This is a genomic window from Pseudomonas sp. RG1 (assembly GCF_025910115.1).
GTDB classification, from domain to species: Bacteria; Pseudomonadota; Gammaproteobacteria; order Pseudomonadales; family Pseudomonadaceae; genus Aquipseudomonas; species Aquipseudomonas atacamensis.
Window position 1 is genome coordinate 15,499 of sequence record NZ_JAPCIK010000042.1, and the last position, 23,473, is coordinate 38,971.

A 23,473-nucleotide genomic window follows, 5' to 3' on the forward strand; every position below is an offset into this window, starting at 1 on the left:
GAGGGATTGATCCGGGCGTGGGAGCGCAGCGACCGTCTGGCGCAGCCAGACACAGCGGAAGGAGGTGCAGCGAAGCAAACCGTAGCCGCTGCGCCCGGATCGATCCCGCAGCGAAGGAACCCGAGCCTGCGAGGGCCGAACGCAGGAGCAAGCCTTTTGGGTTACCTTTTTGGCGTTTGAAAAAGGTGACCCGCCGTAAGGGCGGAACCCTAAGTCGCCGTTACCGCAGAAACGGATATTCACCCAAAACCCCAAGAGCATGGCCGGCCCAAAGGCCGCCACGGCCAAAAAAAAGCCCCTCAAAACCGAGGGGCCCAAAAAACCAGCTCAGAAACCCGAATCAGGTCATCTGAATAATGGTCTGCATGATCGTGCTCTGCGTCGAAATGGTCTTGGCGTTCGCCTGATAGTTGCTCTGGCCTTTGATCAGATCAACCAGCTCATTGGTCAGGTTAACGTTCGACTCTTCCAGCGAGTTGGACACCACCGAACCCAGCGTACCGGTCTCAGGCGCATCGTAGCCCGGAATACCCGAAGCAAACGTCTCTTTCCAGCTGGTGCCACCGATCGCCTGCAGGCCCTGTTCGTTGGTGAAGCTCGCCAGTGCAACCTGTCCGATGGCCTTGCTCTGGTTGTTGCTGAAGTTGGCGAACAGGGTACCGGTACCGTCGATGGTCAGGTTGGTGATCTGGCCAGTCGCGTAACCATCCTGAGTAGGAATCGTGCGCGAGGTGTCGGCGTTGTACTGAGTGGTCTTGGCCATCGAGATGGTCACACCCGCCGGGTTTGCCGCCGCGCCGTTAGCCTTCCAGACACCATCGGTCACAGTGCCTGGCACCCAGCCCTTGAGTGTCAGGTCGCTGCTGATGATGGCCGGGCCACCCAGCGGATCTGGCGTGCTGACCTGGGTCAGCTTGCCGGTCGCATCAAAGGACAGCGTCGAGGCCACAGGCGCGGTGGTCTTCGGATCGCTGCCGGTCGCATCCGGGTTACGACCGTCCACCAGTGTGTAGACCTTCCAGGTGTTGGCGCCGGTTTTCACCATGTATTGATCCATGGTGTGCTGGTTGCCCTGGCTGTCATAGATCGGGGTGCTGAACGACTTGGTGTAGGTCGCAGTGTTGGTAGGGTCGAATTTGCCTGCCGCGACCGTATCGTCGATCACCGCAGCGGTCGAGTTCAGGTTGATGGTCGAAGCCACCGCCGAAGTCGACTTCGGGGCCAGGTTCGAGGTATCGATCTTGAGGTCGGTCAAGACGCCGTTAATAATTTTGCCGTTGGCATCCACACCGTAGCCCTGCAAACGCGAGGTGTAGTCGGTGTTGGTGATATAGCCGGCGTTATCGACCTTGAACGTACCGGCACGGGTGTAAGACACCGAGCCGTTGTTGTTCATGGTGAAGAAGCCAGAGCCGTTGATGCCCATGTCCAGCACGTTGCCAGTGTTGTTGATGTCACCCTGGGTGAACTGCTGGGAAACGTTGGCCAGGCGTACGCCGTTACCGATCACCTTGCTGCCGCTGCCCAGACGAGTCGCCGAATAGACGTCTTCGAATTCTGCGCGCGAGGATTTGAAACCGGCGGTGGCGACGTTGGCGATGTTGTTGCCGGTCACGTCCAGTTGCTTGTTGGCTGCATAGAGACCGCTAAGGCCGATGTTAAAAGACATGTTCCACTCCTTCGTGCCGGGTTAGTCGGCTCTATATACCAATGGTTTGTACTTTGGACAGGGCAACGGTGCCCTTGCCGGCCAGGTTGAGCATCAGCTCGCCACCGGTCTGGCTGATCGTCACGCTGTTGACGGTCGCCGGCAGGTAGGTCGCCAGGTCGGTCGCGGTGCCGTTGATCGGTGCGTTGGCCTTGAACGTGTAAGTGCCGACCGGAACCACGGTGCCGGCAGTGTCCTTGCCGTCCCAAGTGAAACTGGCATCGCCGGCAGCGCGGCTGCCCAGGTCGATGGTGCGCACGGTCTTGCCGTCCTTGTCGGTGATGGTCACGGTGCCGCCGGCAATCGACGAAGGCACGGTGACCGAACCGGTCAGGCCTTTGCTCGGGTCATCGAGCTGCGCGGTGTTGGTCTGCACGATCACGTTGCGACCGACCAGCGACGACGCTTGCAGCGCCTGCGACGAGTTGTAGTTGCCGGCAAGGCCACTGACCGTGGAGTTCAGCGTAGTGATGCCTTCAAGGCTGCTGAACTGCGCCAGTTGCGCAACGAACGCGCTGTTGTCCTGCGGGTCGAGCGGATTCTGGTTTTTCAGCTGGGTAACCAGCAATTGCAGGAAAGCATCCTTGCCCAGCGCCTGGCCGCCGGTGGCACTATTGGTCGCCGAAGCGATGCCGCCCGACGTAGTGCTGCTGGCCTTCTTCGACGAGTTGGCCAGGATGTCGTTCATGCTCAGGCTGCTGGTGGTATCCGTAACGCTCATGGCAGTCGCCCCTTATTACTGACCGAGGGTCAGTACCTTCTGCATCATGGTTTTGGCGGTGTTCATCATTTCCGCGTTGGTCTGGAACGAGCGGCTCGCGGAAATCATGTCAGCCATTTCTTCCACCACGTTGACGTTCGGGTAGTAGACGTAGCCCTTGGCGTCGGCGGCCGGATGGTTCGGCTCGTAGCGCGCTTCAAGATTGCTCTGGTCTTCGACGACGCCGAGCACCTGCACGCCCTGCCCGGCCGCGTCCTGGTTCTGGAACAGCGAATTGCTGCCGCCAGCCTGGCCGCCCTGGAACATGGTGGCGAATACCGGATGACGGGCGCGGTAGGTCTGGTCGATGCTCGACGAAACGGTTTCGGCGTTGGCGATGTTCGACGCCACGGTGTTCAGACGCGTGGTCTGCGCGCTCATGCCGCTGCCGGCAATGTTGAAAACGCTGGACAGGGACATGGATTATTCTCCGCGCAGGGCTGACACCAGCCCTTTGAATTTGCTGTTGAGCAAGGTGAAGCTGGCCTGGAAGCCGACGGCGTTCTCCGCGTAGTTCGACTGTTCCAGTTGAGCGTCGACGGTGTTCTGGTCGATCGAAGGCTGCATCGGCGTGCGATACATCAGCGACTCGTCGCCATTGCCCAGCCCTTCAGCCTCGATGTGCCGGCTGTTGGTCATGTTCAGGGCAAAGTGGCCGCCGGTCTTGGTCTTCTCGGCCTGTGCTTCGAGCACTTTGGAGAAATCCAGATCCCGCGCCTTATAGTTCGGGGTGTCGGCGTTGGCGATGTTGTTGGCCAGCACTTCGGCACGCTGGGCGCGGAAGCCCAATGCCTTTTCGTGAATGCCCAGCGCTTTGTCGAAGCTGATGCTCATGTCGGGAACCTTCAGGTGACCGGTTTTTCGTATCTGAGCTTTAGCAAGCGCCGTGCCAAATGAACAAAGCCCCGTATTCCGGGGCTTTGCGCCGAACAGGCTAAGCGGCAATGCCAGAAAAGCGGCAACCGGTTACCGCCGGATGCCGCTTTTCTGCCGCTTGCCGTCCCATCACAGCCGGACAATTGTGGGAGCGAGCTTGCTCGCGAAGGCGGCGTGTCAGCCAATGCAAATGCAGAATGTGACGGCCTCTTCGCGAGCAAGCTCGCTCCCACAGGGATTGTTGGTGTTAAGAGAATTTCTTCGGGCATAAAAAAACGGCAGGCCTTTGCGGGCCTCCCGTTTTTTGTATCAGCGCAAACCGCTTATTTCGCCTTGTAAATAATCCCCGGGCTGCACTGAACCATCTGGTAATGATCCGGCAAACCGTTCAGCGCTTCCGAAGCGCCAAGGAACAGGTACCCACCCGGCTTCAATGTGCTGTGAATGCGCAACAGGATGTCCTTCTTCACTTCGGCAGAGAAGTAGATCAGCACGTTGCGGCAGAACACGATGTCGAACTTGCCCAGCGCTGCGTAGCTGTCGAGCAGGTTGAAGGAGCGGAATTCCACCCGGCTCTTGATCGGCGCCTTGACCACCCAGCGCCCCGGCCCTTTAGGGTCGAAGTAGCGTTGCAGGCGTTCCGGCGACAGGCCACGACCGATCGCCAGGCTGTCGTACTCGCCGGTCTTGCAGTTGTTGAGCATCAGGCCCGACAGATCGGTGGCAACGATCTGCACGCCCATCTTCAACTGACCAAGATTGCTGCGCTCGAACTCGTCGATCGACATCGACAGCGAGTACGGTTCCTGTCCCGACGAGCAGGCCGCCGACCAGATCCGCAGACGCTGGTTGGGGCTGGCCTTGATCGCTTCCGGCAGTACCTTGTTCTTCAAGACTTCAAACGGATAGGTGTCGCGAAACCACAGGGTTTCGTTAGTCGTCATGGCATCGACCACCTGCTCGCGCAAACCGCTGCGCGGCTGGGTCTGGATGCGCTGTACCAGCTCACCCAGGGACTTGATGCCTTGCTGCTCCATCAGTTTGTTGAGACGGCTCGAGACCAGATACTGCTTGTTTTCACCGAGCAGAATGCCACAGGCTTTTTCCAGGAAGACCCGGAACTGTTCGAAATCCAAATTACCCGTAGACAATGATGCCGCCTCTTAAATCGTGTTGACCGCCAGGGGCAGAAGGCCCCTAGCTGATATCTGCTGCTTTGATCCGGTCGACTACCCGGGATGCGAGGTCATCAGGACGGAATTTGGCCAGGAAGTCATCAGCACCGACTTTCTTGACCATCGCCTGATTGAATACCCCCGACAACGAAGTATGCAGGATGATATGGAGCTTTTGCATGCGTGCGTCGCCGCGGATTTCCGCCGTCAGGGTGTACCCGTCCATCTCCGGCATCTCGATGTCGGAAATCATCATCAGGAACTCTTCTTCCGGCTTCTTGCCCTCGTCGACCAGCTTGCGCAGGTAATCCAGCGCCTGCTTGCCGTCGTTCAGCGCCACCACTTCGACACCGATGGTCTGCAGACAACGCGTGACCTGCTTGCGCGCCACAGACGAGTCATCGACCGTCAGCACCCGCAGCGACAACGCCTTGGTCTGCGTCTCGACATCGACCACGCCCACCGAAATCGCTTCCGGCGTCGGCGCCACTTCGGCCAGCACCTTCTCGACGTCGATGATTTCGACCAACTGGTTGTCGACCCGAGTCACAGCGGTCAGGTAGTGATCGCGACCGGTACCCTTGGGTGGCGGATGGATCTCTTCCCAGTTCATGTTGACGATGCGCTCCACCGAGCGGACCAGGAAACCCTGGGTCTTGGTGTTGTACTCCGTGATGATCACGAACGGACTGTTCTTGTCTTTCAACGCACCGGAGCCCGTTGCCATTGCCAGATCCAGGATCGGAATGGTCGCTCCCCGTATATTCGCTACCCCGCACACGACAGGACTGGATTTGGGCATCAACGTCAAGGACGGGCATTGCAACACTTCCCGTACCTTGAACACGTTGATTCCGTAGAGCTGCGGCCCGTCGAGACGGAACAACAGCAGCTCGAGGCGATTCTGCCCTACCAGTTGCGTGCGCTGGTTCACCGAATCCATTACACCAGCCATGCCCAGACTCCTACACCAACGCCAAGTGTTGTTGCGACGCACATTCATTGCTAAACGGCACGGCGCTTGCTTTTTAACTCGTATGAACGCTCAAACGACATTTTCCCGACGCCTGACATCCTCCCTTCGCAAAGGGCTTTGCGCGGTGTCCGCCGTTTGCTGCTTGCTTGCTGGCAGTCCTGCCCATGCAGATGCGGTTACCTTGCCTGATATGCTTATCGGCGTGACTCAGGGCTTTCTTGAATTCACCGTAGAAGACTATTTGGCTTCCAGTCAAACCGAAGGCCGCTACGAAATCGAAGTCAACCAGCTCGACCCGCGCATGCGCATGCCCATGTGCGACAAGGAATTGACAGCCACGCTGGAGAGCCCGGCACGCCCGCTGGGCCGCGTCACGGTGAAGGTTCGCTGCGAAGGCAGTTCGCCCTGGACGGTGTTCGTACCCGCTCAAGTCCGCCTGTTTCGCGAGATCGTGACGACCACTCGTCCGCTGAAACGCGCCGGCATTATCGAGCAGCAGGATGTGACCTTGCGCGAGCGCGACGTCAGCACGATCAACCAGGGTTTCCTGACCTCGGTCGACGAAGCGATCGGGCAGAAACTTACCCGACCAACGGTCGCCGATCAGGTCATCACACTGGTGCATCTGGAACAGGCCGAAGTGGTGCGCAAGGGTGACCAGGTGGTGATCACTGCGCGCAGCGGCACCCTTGCCGTACGCATGCCGGGGGAAGCGCTCTCCAATGGCGGCATGAAAGAACAGATTCGAGTAAAAAACCTTAATTCTCAAAGAGTTATCAAGGCGCAGGTGATTGCGCCGGGACAGGTCGAAGTGGCCATGTAAAAGCCTCGTGGAGAAAACTGGCGCCGATCCCGTCGCTTCCCTAAACTGTGCCGCAGCAGGTCTCGCAACGGCGCATGCAAGCTTATGGTTGATTGGGCCTAAAGTTTTTCAGGGGATAGCCGAAAACATGGCAAGCGTCCAAATTCCCAGAGGTTTTTTATCATGGTTATCGATTTCAACCGATTGAACAGTTCCTCGTCACTAACCGGCAGCACACGTACCAGCAACGCCAAGGAAAGCGCTGAAAACAGCCCCTCCGCGCCGCTGAATACCCAGGCCGAACAGGCCAATGTCGCCAAAAGCGGGGAGTCGGTACACCTCAGCAATGAGGCTCAACAGTTGCAGAAGGTCACTGACAAGCTGCGCGATCAGCCTGCTGTCGACAAAGCCCGAGTGGCCGAGTTGAAAGCCGCGATTGCCGATGGCAGCTATAAAGTCGACAGCAACCGTGTAGCCAGCAAACTGCTCAACTTCGAAGCCCAGCGCTAGGCTTTTGCCGGCGCCAGGCTTTTGGACGCTTAAACCCCAAGGCCAGCCATGCACGACACTAACTTATTGCAACTGATCAACGACGACTTTGCTCCAGCGCAACAATTGCTGGAGTTATTGCAAACCGAATCCCTCGCTTTGCATGGTCGCGACATGCCGTTGCTGGAAGAAATTCTGGCGACCAAGCAAGCGTTGATCATTCTGCTCGAGCAGCACGGCCGCAAGCGCAGCGAAATCCTCGCCAGCCTCAACCTGCCGACCGATCGCACAGGTCTTGAGCAACTGGCCAGCCAGTCGAGCATTGGCGACCAGTTGCTGACCCAGGGCGATGCCCTGACCGCGCTGATCGCCCAATGCCAGGCAGCCAACATCAAGAACGGCCAGTCGATCCAGATCCAGCAGGCGACTACGGCCAACCAGCTGAAGATCCTCACCGGCGGTGAGCCGCCAGCGCTGTACGACGCCAGCGGCACCTTTGCCAAACCGGTCAAGCCGCGAACGCTCAGCCAGGCATGAGCCATTCGCTGGCCCTGCACTATCCACTTGCGCAACATGCTGGCAAAATACTGGCCAGTCGTAGTCTTATTTTGTCTGGAGATTGAAGAACCGTGTCCAACACCCTAAGCGCGGATGATGCTCCGCAGCCTCCGAAGGTGCTCACCACGCCACTGGAAATCTCCAGCAACCTGCGCCAGCTGCAAGACAGCCACGATCCGCTGATCATCACCTTCCATGAACGCAGCCAGCGTTTTCAGAGTTACCTGATCAAGGTCGACCGCGAAACCGCAACGATTGCGCTGGATGAAATGATTCCACGCGATGGCGAGCGCTTCCTCCAGGCTGGCGAACCGTTCAAGGTCGAAGGCTTTCATGACGGCGTGCGCATCGCCTGGGAATGCAACGGCACGCTGAACATCGAAGAATCCGACGGCGACCGTTTCTACACCGGCGACCTGCCGAGCGAAGTGGTCTATCACCAGCGCCGTAACGCCTTCCGCGCTGCGTTGAAGCTCACCGATCTGGTCAGCGTTGAACTGGGCGGCGAAAAGCTCAAGGTTCCTCTGCAGGGCAAGCTGCTGGATATTTCTGCGACCGGTTGCAAGTTCCGCTTCGAAGGCGACATCACTGATCGCCTGCAACTGGGCCAGGTCTACGATCGCCTGATCGCCCCGCCGCTGTTCGGCAACCAGCCAACATCGGTCGAACTGCGCTATCTGCATTTCGAAGAAAAACTCAACATCACCTTCGCCGGTCTGCGCTTCCACAACATCAGTGGCCAGGCTGCGCGCAACGTCGAGCGTTTCGTTTACCAGTTGCAGCGTGAAGCACGGCGTTTCGACAAAGACGATCTCTGAGTCGCAGTGACCAATAAAAAGGGCAGTCCCGCACAGGACTGCCCTTTTTTATGCGCCGATGTTTACCTTCGATTCAGGGCCTGCCACCACTGATATCCGGCGCAGGCTTATCGTCATTGCCGCTGTCCAGTTCGGTTTCAACGACTGCTTCCGGCTGCGCTTCGGGCTCAGGCTCAGGCTCAGGCTCAGGAGTGACCGGCGCCGGGTCTTGGACCATCTGCTCCTGCACCACCTGCTCATCGACACGCGGGTCAAGCGCCGCCACCAGCGGCGAGCTCGACATGCTGTCCGGCATTGCCACGTGATGCAGCGGTGCGTCGTCGACCTGGTGCAGGTTGGTGACCGCTTTCGGACGAATCCGCCAGACCAGCACCAGCGCGAAGAAACTGAAGAACGCATACAGGCTCTGACTGCCGAGAAACTTCATCAGTACACCCGCGAGCAGCGGCCCGATGCTCGCGCCAACACCATAAGTCACCAGCAACATGGCGGTCAGCGACACCCGGCGATCACCTTCGACGTGGTCATTGGAGAACGCCACCGCCAGCGGATACAGGCAGAATTGCACCAGCGAACAGAAGAAACCGACGACGAACAGCACCTCCAGCGGCACCTGCGGCATGATCGCCAACGGCAACGCCGCCACCGCCAGAAACCCGGCAAAGCAGCGAATCAGCAGCGCGCGGTCATAACGGTCGGACAACCAGCCCAACGGCCACTGCACCAGCAACCCGGCAAAAATGCAGCTACCCATGAACAGACCGACCTGCTCGGTCGTAAGCCCCTGTTGCGAGGCGTACAGCGGCGCCAGACCGTAGAACGAACCGATGATCAGACCGGCGCCGAGCACCGTGCTCAGCGATTGCGGCACACGCTTGATAAAGAAGCGCGGCTCCATCGGCGCGGGGTGCAGAGGCGCCGGGTGAATCCGTCGGGTCAACGTCACCGGCACCAGACACAGGGCAAAGCACAGCGCGACCAGCATCAGCAGCTCCAGGCCGAGGCCGGGGTGCATGACCAGAATCAGCTGGCCCAGCACCAGGCCCAGGTACGAGGCGATCATGTAACCGCTGAATACCAGGCCGCGTTGATTGGCATCTGCCTGCTCGTTGAGCCAGCTCTCGATGACCATGTACTGACACATCATGCCCAGACCGACGATCGTCCGCAGCACCAGCCACGCCGGCAGCCAGTCCACCAGACCATGGCCGAGCACCGCCGCGCCGACGATCCCGGCACACGCCGAGTAGGCACGGATATGCCCGACCCGGGCAATCAGGCGATGGCCGATCTTGCCGCCCAGCACCAGACCGAAATAGTTGGCCGCCATCAGCGCACCGACCCACAGCCCGTCGACATTGTCGGCAGCCAGACGCAAAGCCAGATAAGTAGAAAGAAGGCCTGAGCCGATCAACATCATCAGCGAGGCGAAATACAGCGCTCGAAAGGATTTCCAGATTTGGCGCATCGGCGTTCCGAGCGGCTCCTTGCAGTAAATACCGAGCAATCAGAACGACTGCCCGGCAGCAGCGATACGTCAGGCCTGGGCGGCCAGCACACGGCGCTCCCAGGGAGTGATTTCATCAAAGAAGCTGGTCAACTCCATGGTCTTCGAAGCGATGTAGCCTTCGATGAACTCCGACCCGAACAGTTCCCTCGCCAACTGGCTACGTTTCAGACGCTCCAGCGCGGCGTGCAAGGTACACGGCAAGGCCAGATTATCCGGCACGGCGAACTCACCCTGGATTGCCGCGCTCGGCTCCAGTTCCTGTTCGATGCCGTGCAAACCCGCAGCCAGACTGGCGGCGATGGCCAGATAAGGGTTGGCGTCGGCGCCCGGCAGACGATTTTCGACCCGACGTGCGACCGGCGAGCTGGCGGGAATACGCAAGCCGGCGGCGCGATTGTCATGGGACCAACAGGCATTGTTCGGCGACGCGTACGGATGACACAGGCGCTGATAGGAATTCACGTTGGGCGCAAACAGTGCGGTGAAATCGGCGAGGCCTGCCTGTTGCCCGCCGATGAAGTGGCGGAACATCGACGTCGGCTCGCCGTTCGAGTCAGTGAAGACATTCTTGCCGCTGCCGATCTCAACGATGCTCTGGTGAATATGCATCGAGCTGCCCGGTGTGTGCGCCAGCGGTTTGGCCATGCACACCACGCTCAGGCCATGCTTGAGTGCGACTTCCTTGAGCAGGTGCTTGAACAGGAACGTCTGATCGGCCAGCAGCAGCGGGTCGCCGTGCAGCAGATTGATCTCGAACTGGCTGACGCCCATTTCATGCATGAAGGTGTCGCGCGGCAGGCCGAGGGCCGCCATGCATTTATACACTTCGCTGAAGAACGGCCGCAGACCGTTATTGGAACTGACGCTGAAGGCCGACTGGCCGTCCTCGCGACGGCCGTCGAGGCCGACCGGCGGACGGAACGGCTGACTCGGATCGGTGTTCGGTGCGAAGACAAAAAATTCCAGTTCGGTCGCCACCACCGGCGCCAGACCGTGCGCGGCGTAACGGGCGATGACCGCTTTGAGCTGGCCACGGGTCGAGAGACTTGAGCTCCCCCCGCTCAGTTCGTCGGCGTCGCAAATCGCCATGGCACGCGGCTCGTCGCTCCAGGGCAAACGGTGAATCTGCGCAGGATCCGCAACCAGCGCCAGATCGCCGTCATCGCTGCCGTAGAACCGCGCCGGCGGATAGCCGCCCATGATGCATTGCAGCAGCACACCCCGCGCCAACTGCAAACGCCGCCCTTCGAGAAAACCCTCGGCGGTCATCACCTTGCCCCGTGGCACACCGTTCAGATCCGGGGTGACACATTCAATCTCATCAATGCCGGTCAATCGCTGCGCGAGTGAACCCTGGCCATCGGTTGTCATGACGCAATCCTTGTTGTTGTGCGAGCCGCGAACGGCGACCCGGACAAAATAGGCTGCGGCTGTTCGGAATATCAAGCAGCGCCCACAAAAATCCCGATCTTGTGCAGGAGCCGTAGGAGCTGACGAGTGCAACGAGGCTGCGATCTTTTGATCTTGCTTTTTACAATCAAAAGATCGCAGCCTTCGGCAGCTCCTACACCAGACCTCAGGGCAAGTAGAGGCTGAACACCCCACCACCCAACGGCCCGCCATTGCTGATTTCGGTGCGCCCTTCCACGCCGTTGCGCTGGTGCAGCGCGGCGATGCGATTGGCGAAATACAGACCGAGGCCGGTGCTGCCGCTGCTGTGATTGATGCCCTGGACATAATCGGCCTGACGCTCGAGCATCTCTGCTGGATAGCCGTCGCCATCGTCGTTGATGCTCAATACCAGTTGCCCGGCTTCATCACTGACAGTAATCAGCAACGACTCGCGTGCGTAACGGATCGCATTGTTGATGCAGTTGCCGAGCACCGAGGCGATCAGCTCGCGATCGAAGAAACCCAGCGGGCTCAACGGATCGACTTCATAGGTGGCGATGATGCCGCGACTGGCAAACACTTCCTGATGCGCGGCCAGTTGCGCCTCGATGAAATCGTCGAGTTCGTGATAGGCCGGCTGTAGCGGCAACTGGTTGACGCCGAGTTTGTATAGCCCGAGCAACTGCACCAGCATGCCGTTGAGGTGGGCGAACTCGAAGTCGATCACGCCCTGTTCCGAGCCGTCGCGCAGCTCTTGCGGCAGACGCGCCAGCCATTGGCTGTGCGCCTGCATCAGCATGGCCAGGGAGTTCTTCATGTCGTGAACGGTGGAGGCAATCACCGTGGAAAAATCCAGCGCCGGATCAATTGGGTTCATTCGCCAAACGCCTTGCTTTTCAGCTTCTGATAACGCGCAAACCGCGCGTCGGTGTCGGGCATCAGGCCCACCAGTTTCAGGCAGGCCCGACATTCTTCCAGCTCCGCCGACGGCACACTGGTGTCGGTGCCGTGCAGCAGCGACTGGGCCAGGTTCAGCGCAATACTGATGTTTTTCGGTTGCAGCTTGAGCGCCTTGCGGAACACCTCGCGGGCCTCGACCAGATTGCCGGTCTTGTACACGCGCACGCCCTGGCGATTGAGATCGGCCGCAGCGTTACTCGAACTGAGAATCGTCGGATCGTCGGTGAGCTTGGCGATGTCTTTCATCACCGCCGGGTCATCACCATAAATCTCCGCGCAGCTCTTGAGCATCGAAGTGCCCGCCTCGGCCTGACCGAGCATCTGCAACTGCTTGGCCACCAGCAACGCCGCCTCGGGACTCATGAATTGCTCCATGCCATCGAGGCGCATCAGTGCTTGTTCGGTGAGTTTGTCGGCGGTTTCAGCGTCGTTGAGCAACAGGCTGGTGGCCTTCATCAGGCGCGCGCGAATTTGCAGGCCGGGATCGCTCGGGTTCTCCTTGGCCACGGCACTGAGGGTGGTGTTGATCTCCAGCCGCGTGCGCGTGTCGAGGCCGCGATCGCTGCCCTTGCTGATCAGCGCATGAGCCAGGCCGAGATTGCTTTCCGGGTCCTTGAAACGCGACTGCGCGCCCTGCGCCACGGCCTGACGATAAGCGCGCGAGGCGGTTTCGAAATCTTCGTTGGCCATGGCCAATTTGCCGAGCAAAGCCTGGCGGCGCACCGCCAATGGCGACAGTCGGATCGCTTCTTCCAGCACCCGCTGCGCGCCTTTGCTGTCGCCTTCGGCCACCAGCACATCGGCCATGCCGTCATACAGCGCCGGCATCATCGGGAACACTTTCAAGGCCTTTTCATAGACCTCTTTGGCCTGCGACACCTGCCCGCGCTTGAACAGCAACTTGCCCAATCCAGCGAAGGCCCACGGCAACGGACGGTCGGCAATGATGCCGTCGTAGAGTCGCTCCAGCGCTTCGTTCTGATTCATGTCGCGCAGCGCATCGGCGCGGTAGCGCAGGCACAGCGGCGAATAGCGGATGTCCTGTTTGCACAGGGCAATACAGGCATTGAGCACCTCGACCGGCTTACCGCGATCAAGGGCCTGCAGAATCGGTTTGAGCAACGTCTTGCGTTGCTCCAGACGCTCAAGGCGCTGGGCCAGCCCAGAACGGTTGAACGGCTTGGTCAGGTACGCATCCGGCTCATGCTCCAGCGCACTGAGCACCATCGCCTGACTGGTCTCGGCGGTGACCATGACGAAAACGGCTTCGTGGCTGATGAGCTTTTCCGACATCAGGTCTTCGAGCACCTGCTGGCCGTTCTTCTTGCCGTCGCCGAGGTGGAAGTCCTGAAGAATGAAATCGTAGGACTTCTGCGAGCACATCTTCAGCGCCTGCTCCCCAGTGTCGGCAGTATCGACATCCTTGACGCCGAGCTCACGCAACATCGAACGCACGGAACTGCGGAAATCGGAAAAATCATCGACGATCAGAAAGCTTTTTTGGTGATACGACGACATCGAAGATTTCCAGGCAATTGAAGAAAACGAACCGAGGCGATTTCAGGCGCGCAGATGATAGCTGGAGGCCATGCGCCATCAAGCGATTTCGCTGGAGTCTGAACTCACCGTTCGGGTTATCGGCCAAAAATCCCGGGGCCTGAGGGTGCTGCTCAAGATTCTTCGTTGAGATTGTCGAAGCGTCCGAGGATCGAAATTAACGACGAACGACCACCGATCATCACGCCGGAAAATTAATCGGCACGGTTGCCAATCACCGGATGTCAAAAACACAGACAGCACATTTGTCCTTCAAAAGTGCAGGCAGATTCGCAAATGAGGTTTATTCTGCTCAATTACCTGCGCCCCCGGACGTCCGCGATACGCTTGTAACGCCACAAAAAAGGCCGAAGTGATGACCTCGAAAACCCCTGCCTCGCCCTCTGCGCCCGAACGCAAGGACCTGACACCCAGCCACCTGAATTTCCCCGTGGTGGGCATCGGCGCCTCGGCGGGCGGCCTGCAAGCGACCAAGCTGTTTTTCGAGCATATGCCGAAGGACAGTGGCATGGCGTTCGTGATCATTTTGCACCTGTCGCCCGATCACCAGAGCATCGCCGACCAGATCATTCAGGAATCGACGCGCATGCCGGTGCTGCAAGTGACGCAGCCGGTGCCGATCGAAAAGAACTGCGTGTACGTGATTTCTCCGGCGCACTCGCTGACGATGAATGACGGCTACCTGCGCGTCAGCCCCGCTGGCTCACCGCAAGCGCGCCACACTGCCATCGACCTGTTCTTCCGCGATCTGGCCGATGTGCATCGCGAGCGGGCTTTTTGCCTGGTGCTTTCAGGCACCGGTTCCGATGGTGCGGTGGGCTTGTCGCGAATCAAGGAACAGGGTGGCGTGACGCTGGTGCAAGTGCCGGAAGACGCCGAGTTCGACGGCATGCCGCGTGCCGCCATCGAGACGCGCATGGTCGATCTGATACTGCCAGTGGTCGAGATGCCGCAGAAACTGATGGAGCTGTGGCGCAACTCTCAGAACATCAAATTACCCAGCGCCAATGATCCCGACTTGAAAGCCTTGAAGCCTGCAAACGAACACGAAGCGTCGATCGCCGAACAACGCCTGCATGAAATCCTGTTGTACCTGCGCAGCAGCACCGGTCACGATTTCAAACACTACAAGCGCGCCACCGTGCTGCGCCGCATCGAGCGGCGCATGCAGGTCACCAGCCAGTCTGACCTCGGCGCCTATTACGACTACCTGCAAAATACCCCGGAAGAATCCAAGGCCCTGCTCGGCGATATGCTGATCGGCGTGACCAACTTCTTCCGTGACCGCGAAGCCTTCGAAGCCCTTGAGCGCGATGTGCTGCCGCAACTGGTGCAATCGGTTGCCGACTCGTCGGAAAAAGAAGAACTGCGCATCTGGTCTGCCGGCTGCTCGACCGGCGAAGAAGCCTACAGCCTGGCGATCCTGCTCGATGATCAGATGCAGGTACAAAGCAGCAAGGCCAACCTGCAAGTGTTCGCCACCGATATCGACGAACGCGCGATCACCACTGGCCGCGCCGGCACCTATCCGCAAGCCATCGTCACCGACGTACCGCCAACACGCCTTCGGCATTATTTCGTCAAGGACAATGAGCATTACCGGATTCGCAAGGAAATCCGCGAGAAAGTGCTGTTCGCCAAGCACAGCCTGTTGTCCGATCCGCCGTTCTCGCAGATCGACCTGATCGTTTGCCGCAATCTGCTGATTTACCTGGATCGCGAGGTGCAGCGGGAAATTCTGCAGATGTTCCACTTCGCCCTGCGACCGGGTGGTTTCCTGTTTCTCGGCACTTCGGAAAGCGCCGATGCCTGCCATGAACTGTTCGCGCCCGTGGACAAGCGCAACCGCATCTTCCGCGCCAAGACCGGCACCGCGAACAGCCGCCGCACCCCGACCATGCCGCGTGGCGGTTACATGCGCACCAGCGTTTCCCGACCGCCATCGAAAGCCATCGAGCCCGTCAAGCTGTCGTTTGCCGATATTCACCGCCGCGCCATCGAACGCTTCGCCCCGCCGAGCATCATCGTCGACACCAACGCCGATATCCTTCACATGAGCGAAGCCGCCGGGCGCTTCCTGCGGCATGTCGGCGGCGAGCTGTCACGCAACTTGCTGACGCTGATCCTGCCGGAACTGCGCCTGGAAATCCGCACGACGCTGTTCCAGGTGCAGCAAAGCAACCTTACCGTGCGCTCGCGTGAAGTGCTGCTCAAGCGCGAGGAGCGTCAGTACCGCATCACGCTGATTGCGCAGCCGTACAAGGACGACGACTTCGACAGCGAGTGCGTGCTGGTGACCTTCGATGAAACGGAGATCGACGCGCACGAGCAGGCGCTGACCACGGTGCTGCAGACTGAAAGCCAAGTGCTCTCGAATCTGGAACGTGAGCTGCAACGCACCAAATTGCATTTGCAGGACACCATCGAACAGTCGGAAATCTCCAGCGAAGAGCTTAAGGCTTCCAACGAGGAGATGCAGGCGATCAACGAAGAACTGCGCTCGGCCACCGAAGAGCTCGAGACCAGCAAGGAAGAGTTGCAGTCAATCAATGAGGAGCTGTTGACGGTCAATTACGAACTGAAGACCAAAGTCGAAGAAACCGACAAGATCAACGATTATCTGACCAATCTGATCGCTTCTACTGACATTGCTACGGTGTTCGTCGATCGCAGCATGCGCATCAAATGGTTCACGCCGCGCGCTACCGACATCTTCAGCATGCTGCCGGTAGACACTGGCCGTTCACTGCTGGATATCACCCATCGTCTGAATTACCCGGCGATGACCGAGGACGCGGCGCAGGTGTTCGAGTCGCTGAACATGATCGAACGCGAGGTCAACAGTACCGATAACCGCTGGTACATCGCCCGCTTGCTGCCTTATCGCTCCAGCGAAGACCACATCGACGGCACCGTGTTGACCTTCATCGACATCAGCAAACGCCGCGAAGCCGAGGAAGAGCTGCGCCTGGGCGAAGAACGCATGCGTCTGGTCGCTGAGAGTACGCGTGACTACGCGATTATCATCCTCGATGAAATGGGTGCGATCACCAGTTGGAACAAAGGCGCTGAACTGATCTTTGGCCACAGTAAAAACGAGGCCGAAGGTCAGTACTACGATTTCATCTTCACAGCCGAAGACCGTGCTGCCGGCATGGCTGAAAGTGAATTGTCCACCGCCCGCCAGCACGGGCGCTCGGAGGATGAGCGCTGGCATGTGCGCAAGGATGGCAGCCGTTTCTTCTGCAGCGGCGAGGTCACCCGGCTCAGCGGCGACCGCTTGCAAGGCTATGTGAAAATCGCCCGCGACCTGACCGGGCACAAGCGCCAGCAGGATGAACAGAGCAAGGAACTGGCGCAGACGCGCAATACTGTGTCCCTGCGTGATGAGTTCTTCGCGGTCATGTCCCACGAACTCAAGCACCCGCTCAACCTGATTCAGCTCAACGCCGAACTGTTGCGCCGTTTGCCAATGATCCGCACCGCCGGACCGGCGACCAAAGCGGTCAACACCATTTGCGATGCGGTGAACAGTCAGGCGCGGATCATCGACGACCTGCTTGATGTAGCACGGGTGCGCACCGGCAAGCTCAAACTGCAATTGGCGCGTGTCGATCTGAGCGCGGTTCTGCGTGACATCCACACGGTAGTGCTCAATGAGCAGCATGCCACGCGCATCGACCTGCAATTGCCTGAAGCACCGTTGATCATTCATGCCGACCCGACACGGGTCGAGCAGATCATCTGGAATCTGGTCAACAATGCCTTGAAGTTCACACCACCGAGCGGGCGCATTGAGTTGATCGCCAGCAAGAGCGGGAAAATGGCGCAACTGGACGTCAAGGATAACGGCGTCGGCATCGCTGCGGAAAACCTCGAACACGTCTTCGATCTGTTCGGCCAGGCGGAAAAACAGCACACCAACCATCAACGTGAAGGCTTGGGCATCGGCCTGTCACTGGTGCGGCAACTGACCGAAGCCCAGCACGGCACGGTGAAGGTTGCTTCGCCGGGGCTGGGCGCCGGTTGTACCTTTACCGTTCGCCTGCCGCTGTCGACTGATGTCGAAGAAACCGCTGCAACAGCCGAGGTTGAACCGGTTTCCGGCAAGCTCGATGGCTTGAGCATTCTGCTGGTCGACGACTCGCCGGAAGTGCTGGAGACCTTGAAGCTGCTGCTGGAGATGGAAGACGCCGACGTAACGGCCTTCGATCATCCGGTGGCAGCGCTGAAAGCCGCTGAGAGCACGCGCTACGATCTGATCATCTCCGACCTCGGCATGCCGGTCATGACCGGCTATGAACTGATGGCTGCACTGCGCAAGCTGCCGCTGGCGAAAAACGTACCGGCGATCGCCCTCACCGGTTATGGCACTCAGAGCGACATGCAGAAGTCCCGTGAAGCCGGGTTCGATCAGCATCTGGGCAAACCGGTGGCGTACGACGACCTGATTGAAACCATCGAGGCGTTGCGCCGTTCGGAGTTGCTGTAAAGCTCGCCAGCGCTCCAACGCAAAAAGCCCCGCCGCAGGAGTAAGTGCGACGGGGCTTTTTGTTTTTTGAAGAGGTGGTGTCCCAGGCGGGGTTCGAACCTGCAACCTTCCCCTTAGGAGGGGGATGCTCTATCCAATTGAGCTACTGAGACACTGATTGACGCGGGCTGTATGCGGCGCGACAGACGGCGTGCATGTTAACGGCCGGCCCCTGTTTTGTCATGTCGTCCGTAGGGCTTTTTAAGTGTAGGCAAGCGCCTTGGAAGATTGCGGGAACTTTTACCGGGCAAATTGCACTGCGCGGAAATGCGGTCATTGCAGATTGCAATCAGAGTCGCCGGAAAAAACATACCAACCCCTTGTTTTTAAAGGACTTATCAGCCGTTACACTGTTGGCACGGCGGCTGCTATGCCTGTTCTATCAAAAAGAACAATTTGGAGCGTCGTGCCATGAACAGCACCCTCTTGCTTGCAAACGCAGCGGCTTTGGCTTTCTTGCTCGGATCACATTTTTTTCCCAAGGCTGACGTTGAGCAGCCAGTGGCGCAGCGCATGCCGCATTACCTGCAGGTGCAGAAAGCGCCGCAGTGGGCCGTGTTGAGTGATCGCAGCGACGCTTCTACACAAATGGTCAGCGAGCCTGAGCAAGCCTCGGCGCCAACCACCGAACGTCTGGTTTTTTGAAATATCTTCAGGAGTACAACATGTCCAAATCGGCGACAGGATTTCTGATCCTCGCTTTACTGAGTGGCGTTACCCACCTGGCGCTGTTCGAGGAGACGGAAGTCACCTTGCCTCTGGTTGGCTGTGGCGTGTTTGCGGTGCTGTTTGTGCTGGCGCTGATTGCAGGGCGCAAGATCAAGTTCGATCCGGTTCTGCGTTGAGCCGAACCAATTCCAGTAACGAAGAGACCGCGGTAGCAAGGTCAACAGAGTTGTCGATCTGATGAACGGGGCTGTCGCTGGATCTTCGGTCTTTGAACAACGCATTGCGAGCCAGCCTCGAATCGATTTGCTCAGGGGTCTCCCGACCACGGCTGAGCAAGCGCTTGCGCAGGACCTCATCGTTGACTGTCAGCAGAACCGGCACAAGCGTTGGATACTTCTCCATTGCTTGACGCAGGTTCGCTCTTGACCCGTTAACCAGTACGTGCCGGCCCGCTTGCAATCTTTCATCCATTTCCCTTGGAATGCCGTAGGAGAGGCCGTTGGCTTGCCAGGCCAAGGAAAAAGCGCCAGCGTGCTGTCGCCGGTCGAACTCTTCAGGCGTCACGCCAATTGCATCTTCGCCGACGGACTCCGCCGAGCGGGTAATCACCCGACGCATTACTTCACAGTTCAACGCCCGCAGTGGCTCACGCGATGCATCGATCAGGCTGTCCTTGCCCGAACCGGACGGCCCCATCAGGTAAAAAAGCTTGCCATCCATCCCGAAAACGCCCTCCGACGGGTGCTGCCTCTAGTAAATCGGCAAATTGCCACTATCCTGTACACATAGGGATCAAGAATAACGAGCCGCATAGCATGCACGTTCTGAGGTCTGCGGACATCAACAGATGTGCATTCGAAAACGGGCAGTGATACGGAAGGATGGAAAGTTTTCCAACCAGTCCGCATTTCTGACAACTGGTGCTGGCATTACGCCTTTACCCGGCTCAATATTTGTCACAGAATTGACGCCAATGATCTGGCAATTTTGAGGCATGATGCCGGCCTCTTAACAATTCAGGTTGAACCAATTGGTCCGGATGCTTGTCCTACCACACATCCTGCGGCCAATCCCGAGAACCGCTCCCCTGAACTAACCGGTTAAATATATGCGCCCATTGAAACAGGCAATTTATTCCAGCCGTACGGCTGACAAGTTTGTCGTACGTCTGCCAGACGGAATGCGTGAACGCATTGCCGAGGTGGCTCGCAATCATCATCGCAGCATGAACTCCGAGATCATTGCGCGCCTTGAGCAGAGTCTTATTCAGGAAGGCGCACTGGGCGAAGAGCTGAGCATGCGCCTGGACAGCCCCGAGCTGTCGCTGCACGAGCGCGAGCTGTTGCAACGCTTCCGTCAGCTGTCGCACCGTCAGCAGAACGCCCTGGTGTCGCTGATCGCACACGACGCAGAAATGGCCGCAGACGCGTCCTGAGTTATACCGAACATATTGAAGCCAGCATGATTGCTGGCTTTTTTTTGCCCGCAATATGACAGATGGCCGCTTGGCAATTGAGTGTGGCGAGGGGATTTATCCCCGCTGGGCTGCATGGCAGCCCCAAAAACAATGGGACTGCTGCGCAGTCCAGCGGGGATAAATCCCCTCGCCACGGTTACTTGTACTTGCGCTCATATCTGTTTGGCAGGCACAAAAAAGCCCGTCGATTTGACGGGCTTTTCATTGCACAAGGTCAGAGCAGGAAGATTGTCGCCAACCCGAGGAAGATGAAGAAGCCACCGCTGTCGGTCATTGCGGTGATCATCACACTGGCGCCCATCGCCGGATCGCGGCCCATTTTGGCCAGCGTCATCGGGATCAACACGCCCATCAACGCCGCCAGCAACAGATTGAGTGTCATCGCCGCCGTCATCACCACACCGAGCGACCAACTGCCATAAAGCATGTAAGCGACCACACCGATCACCCCGCCCCAGACCAGACCGTTGATCAAACCGACCGCCAGCTCTTTGCGCATCAAGCGCGAGGTGTTGCCGGTGCTGACCTGATCCAGCGCCATGGCGCGAACGATCATGGTGATGGTCTGGTTACCGGAGTTGCCGCCGATACCCGCCACGATCGGCATCAGCGCCGCCAGTGCCACGAGCTTCTCGATCGAACCTTCGAACAGACCGATCACCCGCGATGCGACAAATGCAGTGATCAGGTTCACCGCCAGCCACGCCCAACGGTTACGCAGGGATTTCCACACCGAGGCGAAGATATCTTCCTCTTCGCGCAGACCGGCCATGTTGAGGACTTCGCTTTCGCTTTCCTCACGGATCAGGTCGACCATTTCGTCGATGGTCAGACGGCCGATCAGTTTGCCGTTCTTGTCGACCACCGGCGCCGAGATCAAGTCGTAACGCTCGAATGCCTGAGCGGCGTCGTAGGCGTCTTCGTCAGGATGGAAACTGACCGGATCGCTGGCCATGACTTCGGCGACCTGCTTCTCCGGATCGTTGACCAGCAGACGCTTGATCGGCAGCACGCCCTTGAGCACGCCGTCGTAATCGACCACGAACAGTTTGTCGGTATGACCGGGAAGCTCTTTCAGGCGACGCAGGTAACGCAGAACCACTTCAAGGCTGACGTCCTCACGGATCGTCACCATCTCGAAGTCCATCAGCGCACCGACCTGATCCTCATCATAGGACAGGGCCGAGCGCACGCGTTCGCGCTGCTGGTTATCCAGACTTTCCATCAGCTCATGGACAACGTCGCGCGGCAGCTCGGAGGCCAGGTCAGCGAGTTCGTCGGCGTCCATGTCCTTGGCCGCAGCCAGGAGCTCGTGATCGTCCATGTCGGCGATCAGCGTCTCACGGACGGAATCGGATACTTCAAGAAGAATGTCGCCGTCGCGATCGGCCTTGACCAGTTGCCAGAGCGTCAGACGATCGTCCAGCGGCAAGGCTTCAAGAATGTAGGCAACGTCGGCGGAGTGCAGATCATCGAGCTTGCGTTGCAGCTCGACGAGGTTCTGCCGGTGAACCAGGTTTTCCACACGGTCGTGGTGCGGACCTTCCTGGCGATGAGTCAGGTCTTCAACGACACGTTGGCGCTGCAGCAACTCGACGACCTGAGCCAGGCGGTCCTGCAGGCTTTCCTGTGTTTTCTTTACTTCGATTTCGGACATAGGCGAACTCCACTCCCAGCAGCGGGGCACGCCGGAAGGATCAATCAGTCAATTCATGATTGGTGAAACGGTTTACTGAACAACTACTGGGTAAGTCCATGGAGGTTTTCCATAAGCCCCGGCGGGGCTGACGGGCGCAATGATACACGCCTGACGGTTTAAAACGTTGAAAAAATCACGGCTGAAACAAGCGCTTGCGAAACAAACCTGAGCGCCTGCCTGACCCGTGCAAATGCGACGACTCATCTTGAAAAGAAAACACACCGGCAACGCAAAAAGCAGCGACTACCCTTGAGCTTAGATCGTCACGGAGGACATCGAATGCCAGCAAAACCAGCGCTTCTTCTACTGACCGCCCTGCTCCACATCACGCCTGCCCACGCCACCACACTTCATCGTTGCCAGGCCGCTGACGGCAGCGTCACGTTTACGTCGATGAGCTGCGCAACTGGCGAGCAACTCACAATTCAGGAGGTCCACCCGTATTCACCCGGCTGGGTCGCAATCATGCCGGAGTTCAATCACGAAGCCGTTTCCGGCATGAAAGACAGCGGGCGCGAACCGGGCATCGTCGGTGGCACCGAACACAAATGTGGAAACCTGATCGATAACAGGCAGCGGCGCGAAGCGATCATCAATCGGCGAGTGATTGCCGGCATGAGCCAGCGGGACGTCGAAAGTGCACTGGGCAAGCCCGACAAGATCAACACGCGCACGTCGACCACGAGCTATCGTTACGACCTCAAGCGAGGCCGCAGTGCTCAAATTGATTTTGATGAAAGAGGCTGTGTGAAGGGAAAAGCCAAACCCCGGACAGCAAAAAGCCCGCGTTAAACGCGGGCTTTTTGGTATATGGTGCACTCGACAGGATTCGAACCTGTGACCGCTCGGTTCGTAGCCGAGTACTCTATCCAGCTGAGCTACGAGTGCATTTTGTGTTTTTAAACCAGACCACAACTGGCTGAAGCCGAGTTACTCACCTTACAGCAAATAACTCTTAAATGGTGCACTCGACAGGATTCGAACCTGTGACCGCTCGGTTCGTAGCCGAGTACTCTATCCAGCTGAGCTACGAGTGCATTTGTTGCCGCGCATTATAGGCCGTCTAATCTCTATGTCAAACACTTTTTCTAGTAATTTCAACAACTTACAGAAGAAGCCAGATTACGACGTACTAAGCAAATAATGGCGGAGAACGGGGGATTCGAACCCCCGACACCCTTTTGAGGTGTACTCCCTTAGCAGGGGAGCGCCTTCGGCCACTCGGCCAGCTCTCCGCAACACGGGGCGTATATTAACCAGCTTCTTCCCCGTTTGCAAACATAAAAATCGATAAAAATTAATGGCTTGGTTCTTCGTCCTTCTCTTTCTTTATACGCAGGTAAATTTCCTCACGGTGCACCGCAACCTCTTTCGGAGCGTTGACGCCGATACGCACCTGGTTTCCTTTGACGCCGAGCACGGTCACGGTGATTTCGCCGTCACCGATAATCAGGCTTTCCGCGCACCGACGAGTCAGAATCAGCATACCTTTCTCCTTACGCCATTCATTTCAGGG

The 23,473-nt window shown here is 58.4% G+C and carries 22 protein-coding genes and 4 tRNA genes; 9 read left to right on the top strand and 17 right to left on the bottom strand.

The genetic code is table 11. The annotated features are described in order from the left end of the window. Window positions 1-340: 340 nt before the first annotated feature. The 6 genes from flgE to OK411_RS21115 all read right to left on the bottom strand — a co-directional run bounded on the left by flgE (window position 341) and on the right by OK411_RS21115 (window position 5,474). Window positions 341-1,669 (bottom strand): flagellar hook protein FlgE, encoded by a 1,329-nt coding sequence (gene flgE, locus OK411_RS21090; RefSeq protein ID WP_016773616.1) that lies wholly within the window; start codon window positions 1,667-1,669, stop codon window positions 341-343. Window positions 1,670-1,700: 31 nt separating this feature from the next. Then, window positions 1,701-2,429: a flagellar hook assembly protein FlgD gene (flgD, locus tag OK411_RS21095; protein ID WP_016773615.1), complete on the bottom strand. Its 729-nt coding sequence runs from the start codon at window positions 2,427-2,429 to the stop codon at window positions 1,701-1,703. Window positions 2,430-2,444: 15 nt separating this feature from the next. Beyond that, window positions 2,445-2,888, bottom strand: a complete 444-nt coding sequence (flgC, locus tag OK411_RS21100) for a flagellar basal body rod protein FlgC (RefSeq protein ID WP_016773614.1) — start codon at window positions 2,886-2,888, stop codon at window positions 2,445-2,447. Between the two features lie 3 nt (window positions 2,889-2,891). Then, a complete protein-coding gene (gene flgB / locus OK411_RS21105) occupies window positions 2,892-3,302 on the bottom strand; it encodes a flagellar basal body rod protein FlgB (protein WP_264365639.1) in 411 nt (136 codons plus the stop codon). 365 nt (window positions 3,303-3,667) lie between these two features. Beyond that, window positions 3,668-4,495 (bottom strand): protein-glutamate O-methyltransferase CheR, encoded by an 828-nt coding sequence (gene cheR, locus OK411_RS21110; RefSeq protein WP_016773612.1) that lies wholly within the window; start codon window positions 4,493-4,495, stop codon window positions 3,668-3,670. Window positions 4,496-4,541: 46 nt separating this feature from the next. Continuing rightward, window positions 4,542-5,474: a chemotaxis protein CheV gene (locus OK411_RS21115; RefSeq protein ID WP_016773611.1), complete on the bottom strand. Its 933-nt coding sequence runs from the start codon at window positions 5,472-5,474 to the stop codon at window positions 4,542-4,544. Window positions 5,475-5,556: 82 nt separating this feature from the next. On the opposite strand from OK411_RS21115, the gene flgA reads away from it, so the two are divergent. The 4 genes from flgA to OK411_RS21135 all read left to right on the top strand — a co-directional run bounded on the left by flgA (window position 5,557) and on the right by OK411_RS21135 (window position 8,162). Continuing rightward, on the top strand, window positions 5,557-6,318 hold the full coding sequence (gene flgA / locus OK411_RS21120; RefSeq protein ID WP_264365640.1) for a flagellar basal body P-ring formation chaperone FlgA: 762 nt from the start codon (window positions 5,557-5,559) through the stop codon (window positions 6,316-6,318). 162 nt (window positions 6,319-6,480) lie between these two features. Continuing rightward, window positions 6,481-6,807: a flagellar biosynthesis anti-sigma factor FlgM gene (flgM, locus tag OK411_RS21125; RefSeq protein ID WP_016773609.1), complete on the top strand. Its 327-nt coding sequence runs from the start codon at window positions 6,481-6,483 to the stop codon at window positions 6,805-6,807. A 48-nt stretch (window positions 6,808-6,855) separates the two neighbouring features. Then, the gene (locus OK411_RS21130) at window positions 6,856-7,323 is read left to right on the top strand and encodes a flagella synthesis protein FlgN (protein ID WP_016773608.1); all 468 of its coding nucleotides are present in this window, start codon (window positions 6,856-6,858) and stop codon (window positions 7,321-7,323) included. 92 nt (window positions 7,324-7,415) lie between these two features. Continuing rightward, window positions 7,416-8,162 carry a flagellar brake protein gene (locus OK411_RS21135; protein WP_016773607.1) on the top strand — a complete coding sequence of 249 codons (747 nt, stop codon included), beginning with the start codon at window positions 7,416-7,418 and terminating at the stop codon, window positions 8,160-8,162. A gap of 73 nt (window positions 8,163-8,235) precedes the next feature. Here the strand turns inward: OK411_RS21135 and OK411_RS21140 are convergent, their stop codons facing one another. From OK411_RS21140 to OK411_RS21155, 4 genes are all read right to left on the bottom strand, one after another. Then, window positions 8,236-9,630: an MFS transporter gene (locus OK411_RS21140; protein WP_122691432.1), complete on the bottom strand. Its 1,395-nt coding sequence runs from the start codon at window positions 9,628-9,630 to the stop codon at window positions 8,236-8,238. 69 nt (window positions 9,631-9,699) lie between these two features. Next, entirely contained in the window at window positions 9,700-10,941 is a 1,242-nt protein-coding gene (locus OK411_RS21145) for a glutamine synthetase family protein (protein ID WP_177434896.1), read from the bottom strand. Between the two features lie 307 nt (window positions 10,942-11,248). Further along, a complete protein-coding gene (locus OK411_RS21150; protein ID WP_122700237.1) occupies window positions 11,249-11,941 on the bottom strand; it encodes a sensor histidine kinase in 693 nt (230 codons plus the stop codon). After that, window positions 11,938-13,542 carry a tetratricopeptide repeat-containing response regulator gene (locus tag OK411_RS21155; RefSeq protein ID WP_016773603.1) on the bottom strand — a complete coding sequence of 535 codons (1,605 nt, stop codon included), beginning with the start codon at window positions 13,540-13,542 and terminating at the stop codon, window positions 11,938-11,940. Before OK411_RS21155 ends, OK411_RS21150 begins: the two co-directional genes overlap by 4 nt. Window positions 13,543-13,936: 394 nt before the next feature. Between OK411_RS21155 and OK411_RS21160 the strand changes: the two genes are divergently transcribed. Then, complete coding sequence (locus tag OK411_RS21160) at window positions 13,937-18,073, top strand: CheR family methyltransferase (protein WP_264365641.1); 4,137 nt, start codon at window positions 13,937-13,939, stop codon at window positions 18,071-18,073. Window positions 18,074-18,148: 75 nt separating this feature from the next. Here the strand turns inward: OK411_RS21160 and OK411_RS21165 are convergent. After that, window positions 18,149-18,225, bottom strand: a tRNA-Arg gene (locus OK411_RS21165). Between the two features lie 298 nt (window positions 18,226-18,523). Between OK411_RS21165 and OK411_RS21170 the strand changes: the two genes are divergently transcribed. Continuing rightward, window positions 18,524-18,757 carry a hypothetical protein gene (locus OK411_RS21170; protein ID WP_264365642.1) on the top strand — a complete coding sequence of 78 codons (234 nt, stop codon included), beginning with the start codon at window positions 18,524-18,526 and terminating at the stop codon, window positions 18,755-18,757. A 20-nt stretch (window positions 18,758-18,777) separates the two neighbouring features. After that, window positions 18,778-18,957, top strand: a complete 180-nt coding sequence (locus tag OK411_RS21175) for a PA3371 family protein (protein ID WP_016773599.1) — start codon at window positions 18,778-18,780, stop codon at window positions 18,955-18,957. Here the strand turns inward: OK411_RS21175 and phnN are convergent. After that, the gene (gene phnN / locus OK411_RS21180) at window positions 18,932-19,501 is read right to left on the bottom strand and encodes a phosphonate metabolism protein/1,5-bisphosphokinase (PRPP-forming) PhnN (protein WP_264365643.1); all 570 of its coding nucleotides are present in this window, start codon (window positions 19,499-19,501) and stop codon (window positions 18,932-18,934) included. The two genes, OK411_RS21175 and phnN, sit on opposite strands and share 26 nt — an antisense overlap. 388 nt (window positions 19,502-19,889) lie before the next feature. Between phnN and OK411_RS21185 the strand changes: the two genes are divergently transcribed. Then, window positions 19,890-20,216 (top strand): Arc family DNA-binding protein, encoded by a 327-nt coding sequence (locus OK411_RS21185; protein ID WP_003178899.1) that lies wholly within the window; start codon window positions 19,890-19,892, stop codon window positions 20,214-20,216. Window positions 20,217-20,472: 256 nt separating this feature from the next. Here OK411_RS21185 and mgtE read toward each other — a convergent pair whose 3' ends face one another. Next, window positions 20,473-21,915, bottom strand: a complete 1,443-nt coding sequence (mgtE, locus tag OK411_RS21190; RefSeq protein WP_016773597.1) for a magnesium transporter — start codon at window positions 21,913-21,915, stop codon at window positions 20,473-20,475. Between the two features lie 321 nt (window positions 21,916-22,236). Here mgtE and OK411_RS21195 point away from each other — a divergent pair, with 321 nt between their 5' ends. Next, window positions 22,237-22,749 (top strand): cell envelope protein SmpA, encoded by a 513-nt coding sequence (locus OK411_RS21195; RefSeq protein ID WP_264365644.1) that lies wholly within the window; start codon window positions 22,237-22,239, stop codon window positions 22,747-22,749. A 19-nt stretch (window positions 22,750-22,768) separates the two neighbouring features. Here OK411_RS21195 and OK411_RS21200 read toward each other — a convergent pair. The 4 genes from OK411_RS21200 to csrA all read right to left on the bottom strand — a co-directional run bounded on the left by OK411_RS21200 (window position 22,769) and on the right by csrA (window position 23,443). After that, window positions 22,769-22,845, bottom strand: a tRNA-Arg gene (locus OK411_RS21200). Window positions 22,846-22,917: 72 nt separating this feature from the next. Beyond that, window positions 22,918-22,994, bottom strand: a tRNA-Arg gene (locus OK411_RS21205). Window positions 22,995-23,101: 107 nt separating this feature from the next. Continuing rightward, window positions 23,102-23,192: transfer RNA gene (locus OK411_RS21210), tRNA-Ser, on the bottom strand. 62 nt (window positions 23,193-23,254) lie between these two features. Then, window positions 23,255-23,443 (bottom strand): carbon storage regulator CsrA, encoded by a 189-nt coding sequence (csrA, locus tag OK411_RS21215; protein WP_002554426.1) that lies wholly within the window; start codon window positions 23,441-23,443, stop codon window positions 23,255-23,257. Window positions 23,444-23,473: the final 30 nt, after the last annotated feature.

Bases quoted from the DNA above. Each gene is read 5' to 3' on its own strand.
- mgtE (WP_016773597.1), bottom strand. From the start codon at position 21,915: ATGTCCGAAATCGAAGTAAAGAAAACACAGGAAAGCCTGCAGGACCGC.
- flgD (WP_016773615.1), bottom strand. From the start codon at position 2,429: ATGAGCGTTACGGATACCACCAGCAGCCTGAGCATGAACGACATCCTG.
- flgA (WP_264365640.1), top strand. From the start codon at position 5,557: ATGAACGCTCAAACGACATTTTCCCGACGCCTGACATCCTCCCTTCGC.
- flgE (WP_016773616.1), bottom strand. From the start codon at position 1,669: ATGTCTTTTAACATCGGCCTTAGCGGTCTCTATGCAGCCAACAAGCAA.
- csrA (WP_002554426.1), bottom strand. From the start codon at position 23,443: ATGCTGATTCTGACTCGTCGGTGCGCGGAAAGCCTGATTATCGGTGAC.
- flgB (WP_264365639.1), bottom strand. From the start codon at position 3,302: ATGAGCATCAGCTTCGACAAAGCGCTGGGCATTCACGAAAAGGCATTG.
- phnN (WP_264365643.1), bottom strand. From the start codon at position 19,501: ATGGATGGCAAGCTTTTTTACCTGATGGGGCCGTCCGGTTCGGGCAAG.
- OK411_RS21130 (WP_016773608.1), top strand. From the start codon at position 6,856: ATGCACGACACTAACTTATTGCAACTGATCAACGACGACTTTGCTCCA.
- OK411_RS21170 (WP_264365642.1), top strand. From the start codon at position 18,524: ATGAACAGCACCCTCTTGCTTGCAAACGCAGCGGCTTTGGCTTTCTTG.
- flgC (WP_016773614.1), bottom strand. From the start codon at position 2,888: ATGTCCCTGTCCAGCGTTTTCAACATTGCCGGCAGCGGCATGAGCGCG.
- OK411_RS21195 (WP_264365644.1), top strand. From the start codon at position 22,237: ATGCCAGCAAAACCAGCGCTTCTTCTACTGACCGCCCTGCTCCACATC.
- OK411_RS21150 (WP_122700237.1), bottom strand. From the start codon at position 11,941: ATGAACCCAATTGATCCGGCGCTGGATTTTTCCACGGTGATTGCCTCC.
- OK411_RS21145 (WP_177434896.1), bottom strand. From the start codon at position 10,941: ATGACCGCCGAGGGTTTTCTCGAAGGGCGGCGTTTGCAGTTGGCGCGG.
- flgM (WP_016773609.1), top strand. From the start codon at position 6,481: ATGGTTATCGATTTCAACCGATTGAACAGTTCCTCGTCACTAACCGGC.
- OK411_RS21140 (WP_122691432.1), bottom strand. From the start codon at position 9,630: ATGCGCCAAATCTGGAAATCCTTTCGAGCGCTGTATTTCGCCTCGCTG.
- OK411_RS21155 (WP_016773603.1), bottom strand. From the start codon at position 13,542: ATGTCGTCGTATCACCAAAAAAGCTTTCTGATCGTCGATGATTTTTCC.
- OK411_RS21160 (WP_264365641.1), top strand. From the start codon at position 13,937: ATGACCTCGAAAACCCCTGCCTCGCCCTCTGCGCCCGAACGCAAGGAC.
- OK411_RS21115 (WP_016773611.1), bottom strand. From the start codon at position 5,474: ATGGCTGGTGTAATGGATTCGGTGAACCAGCGCACGCAACTGGTAGGG.
- OK411_RS21175 (WP_016773599.1), top strand. From the start codon at position 18,778: ATGTCCAAATCGGCGACAGGATTTCTGATCCTCGCTTTACTGAGTGGC.
- OK411_RS21185 (WP_003178899.1), top strand. From the start codon at position 19,890: ATGCGCCCATTGAAACAGGCAATTTATTCCAGCCGTACGGCTGACAAG.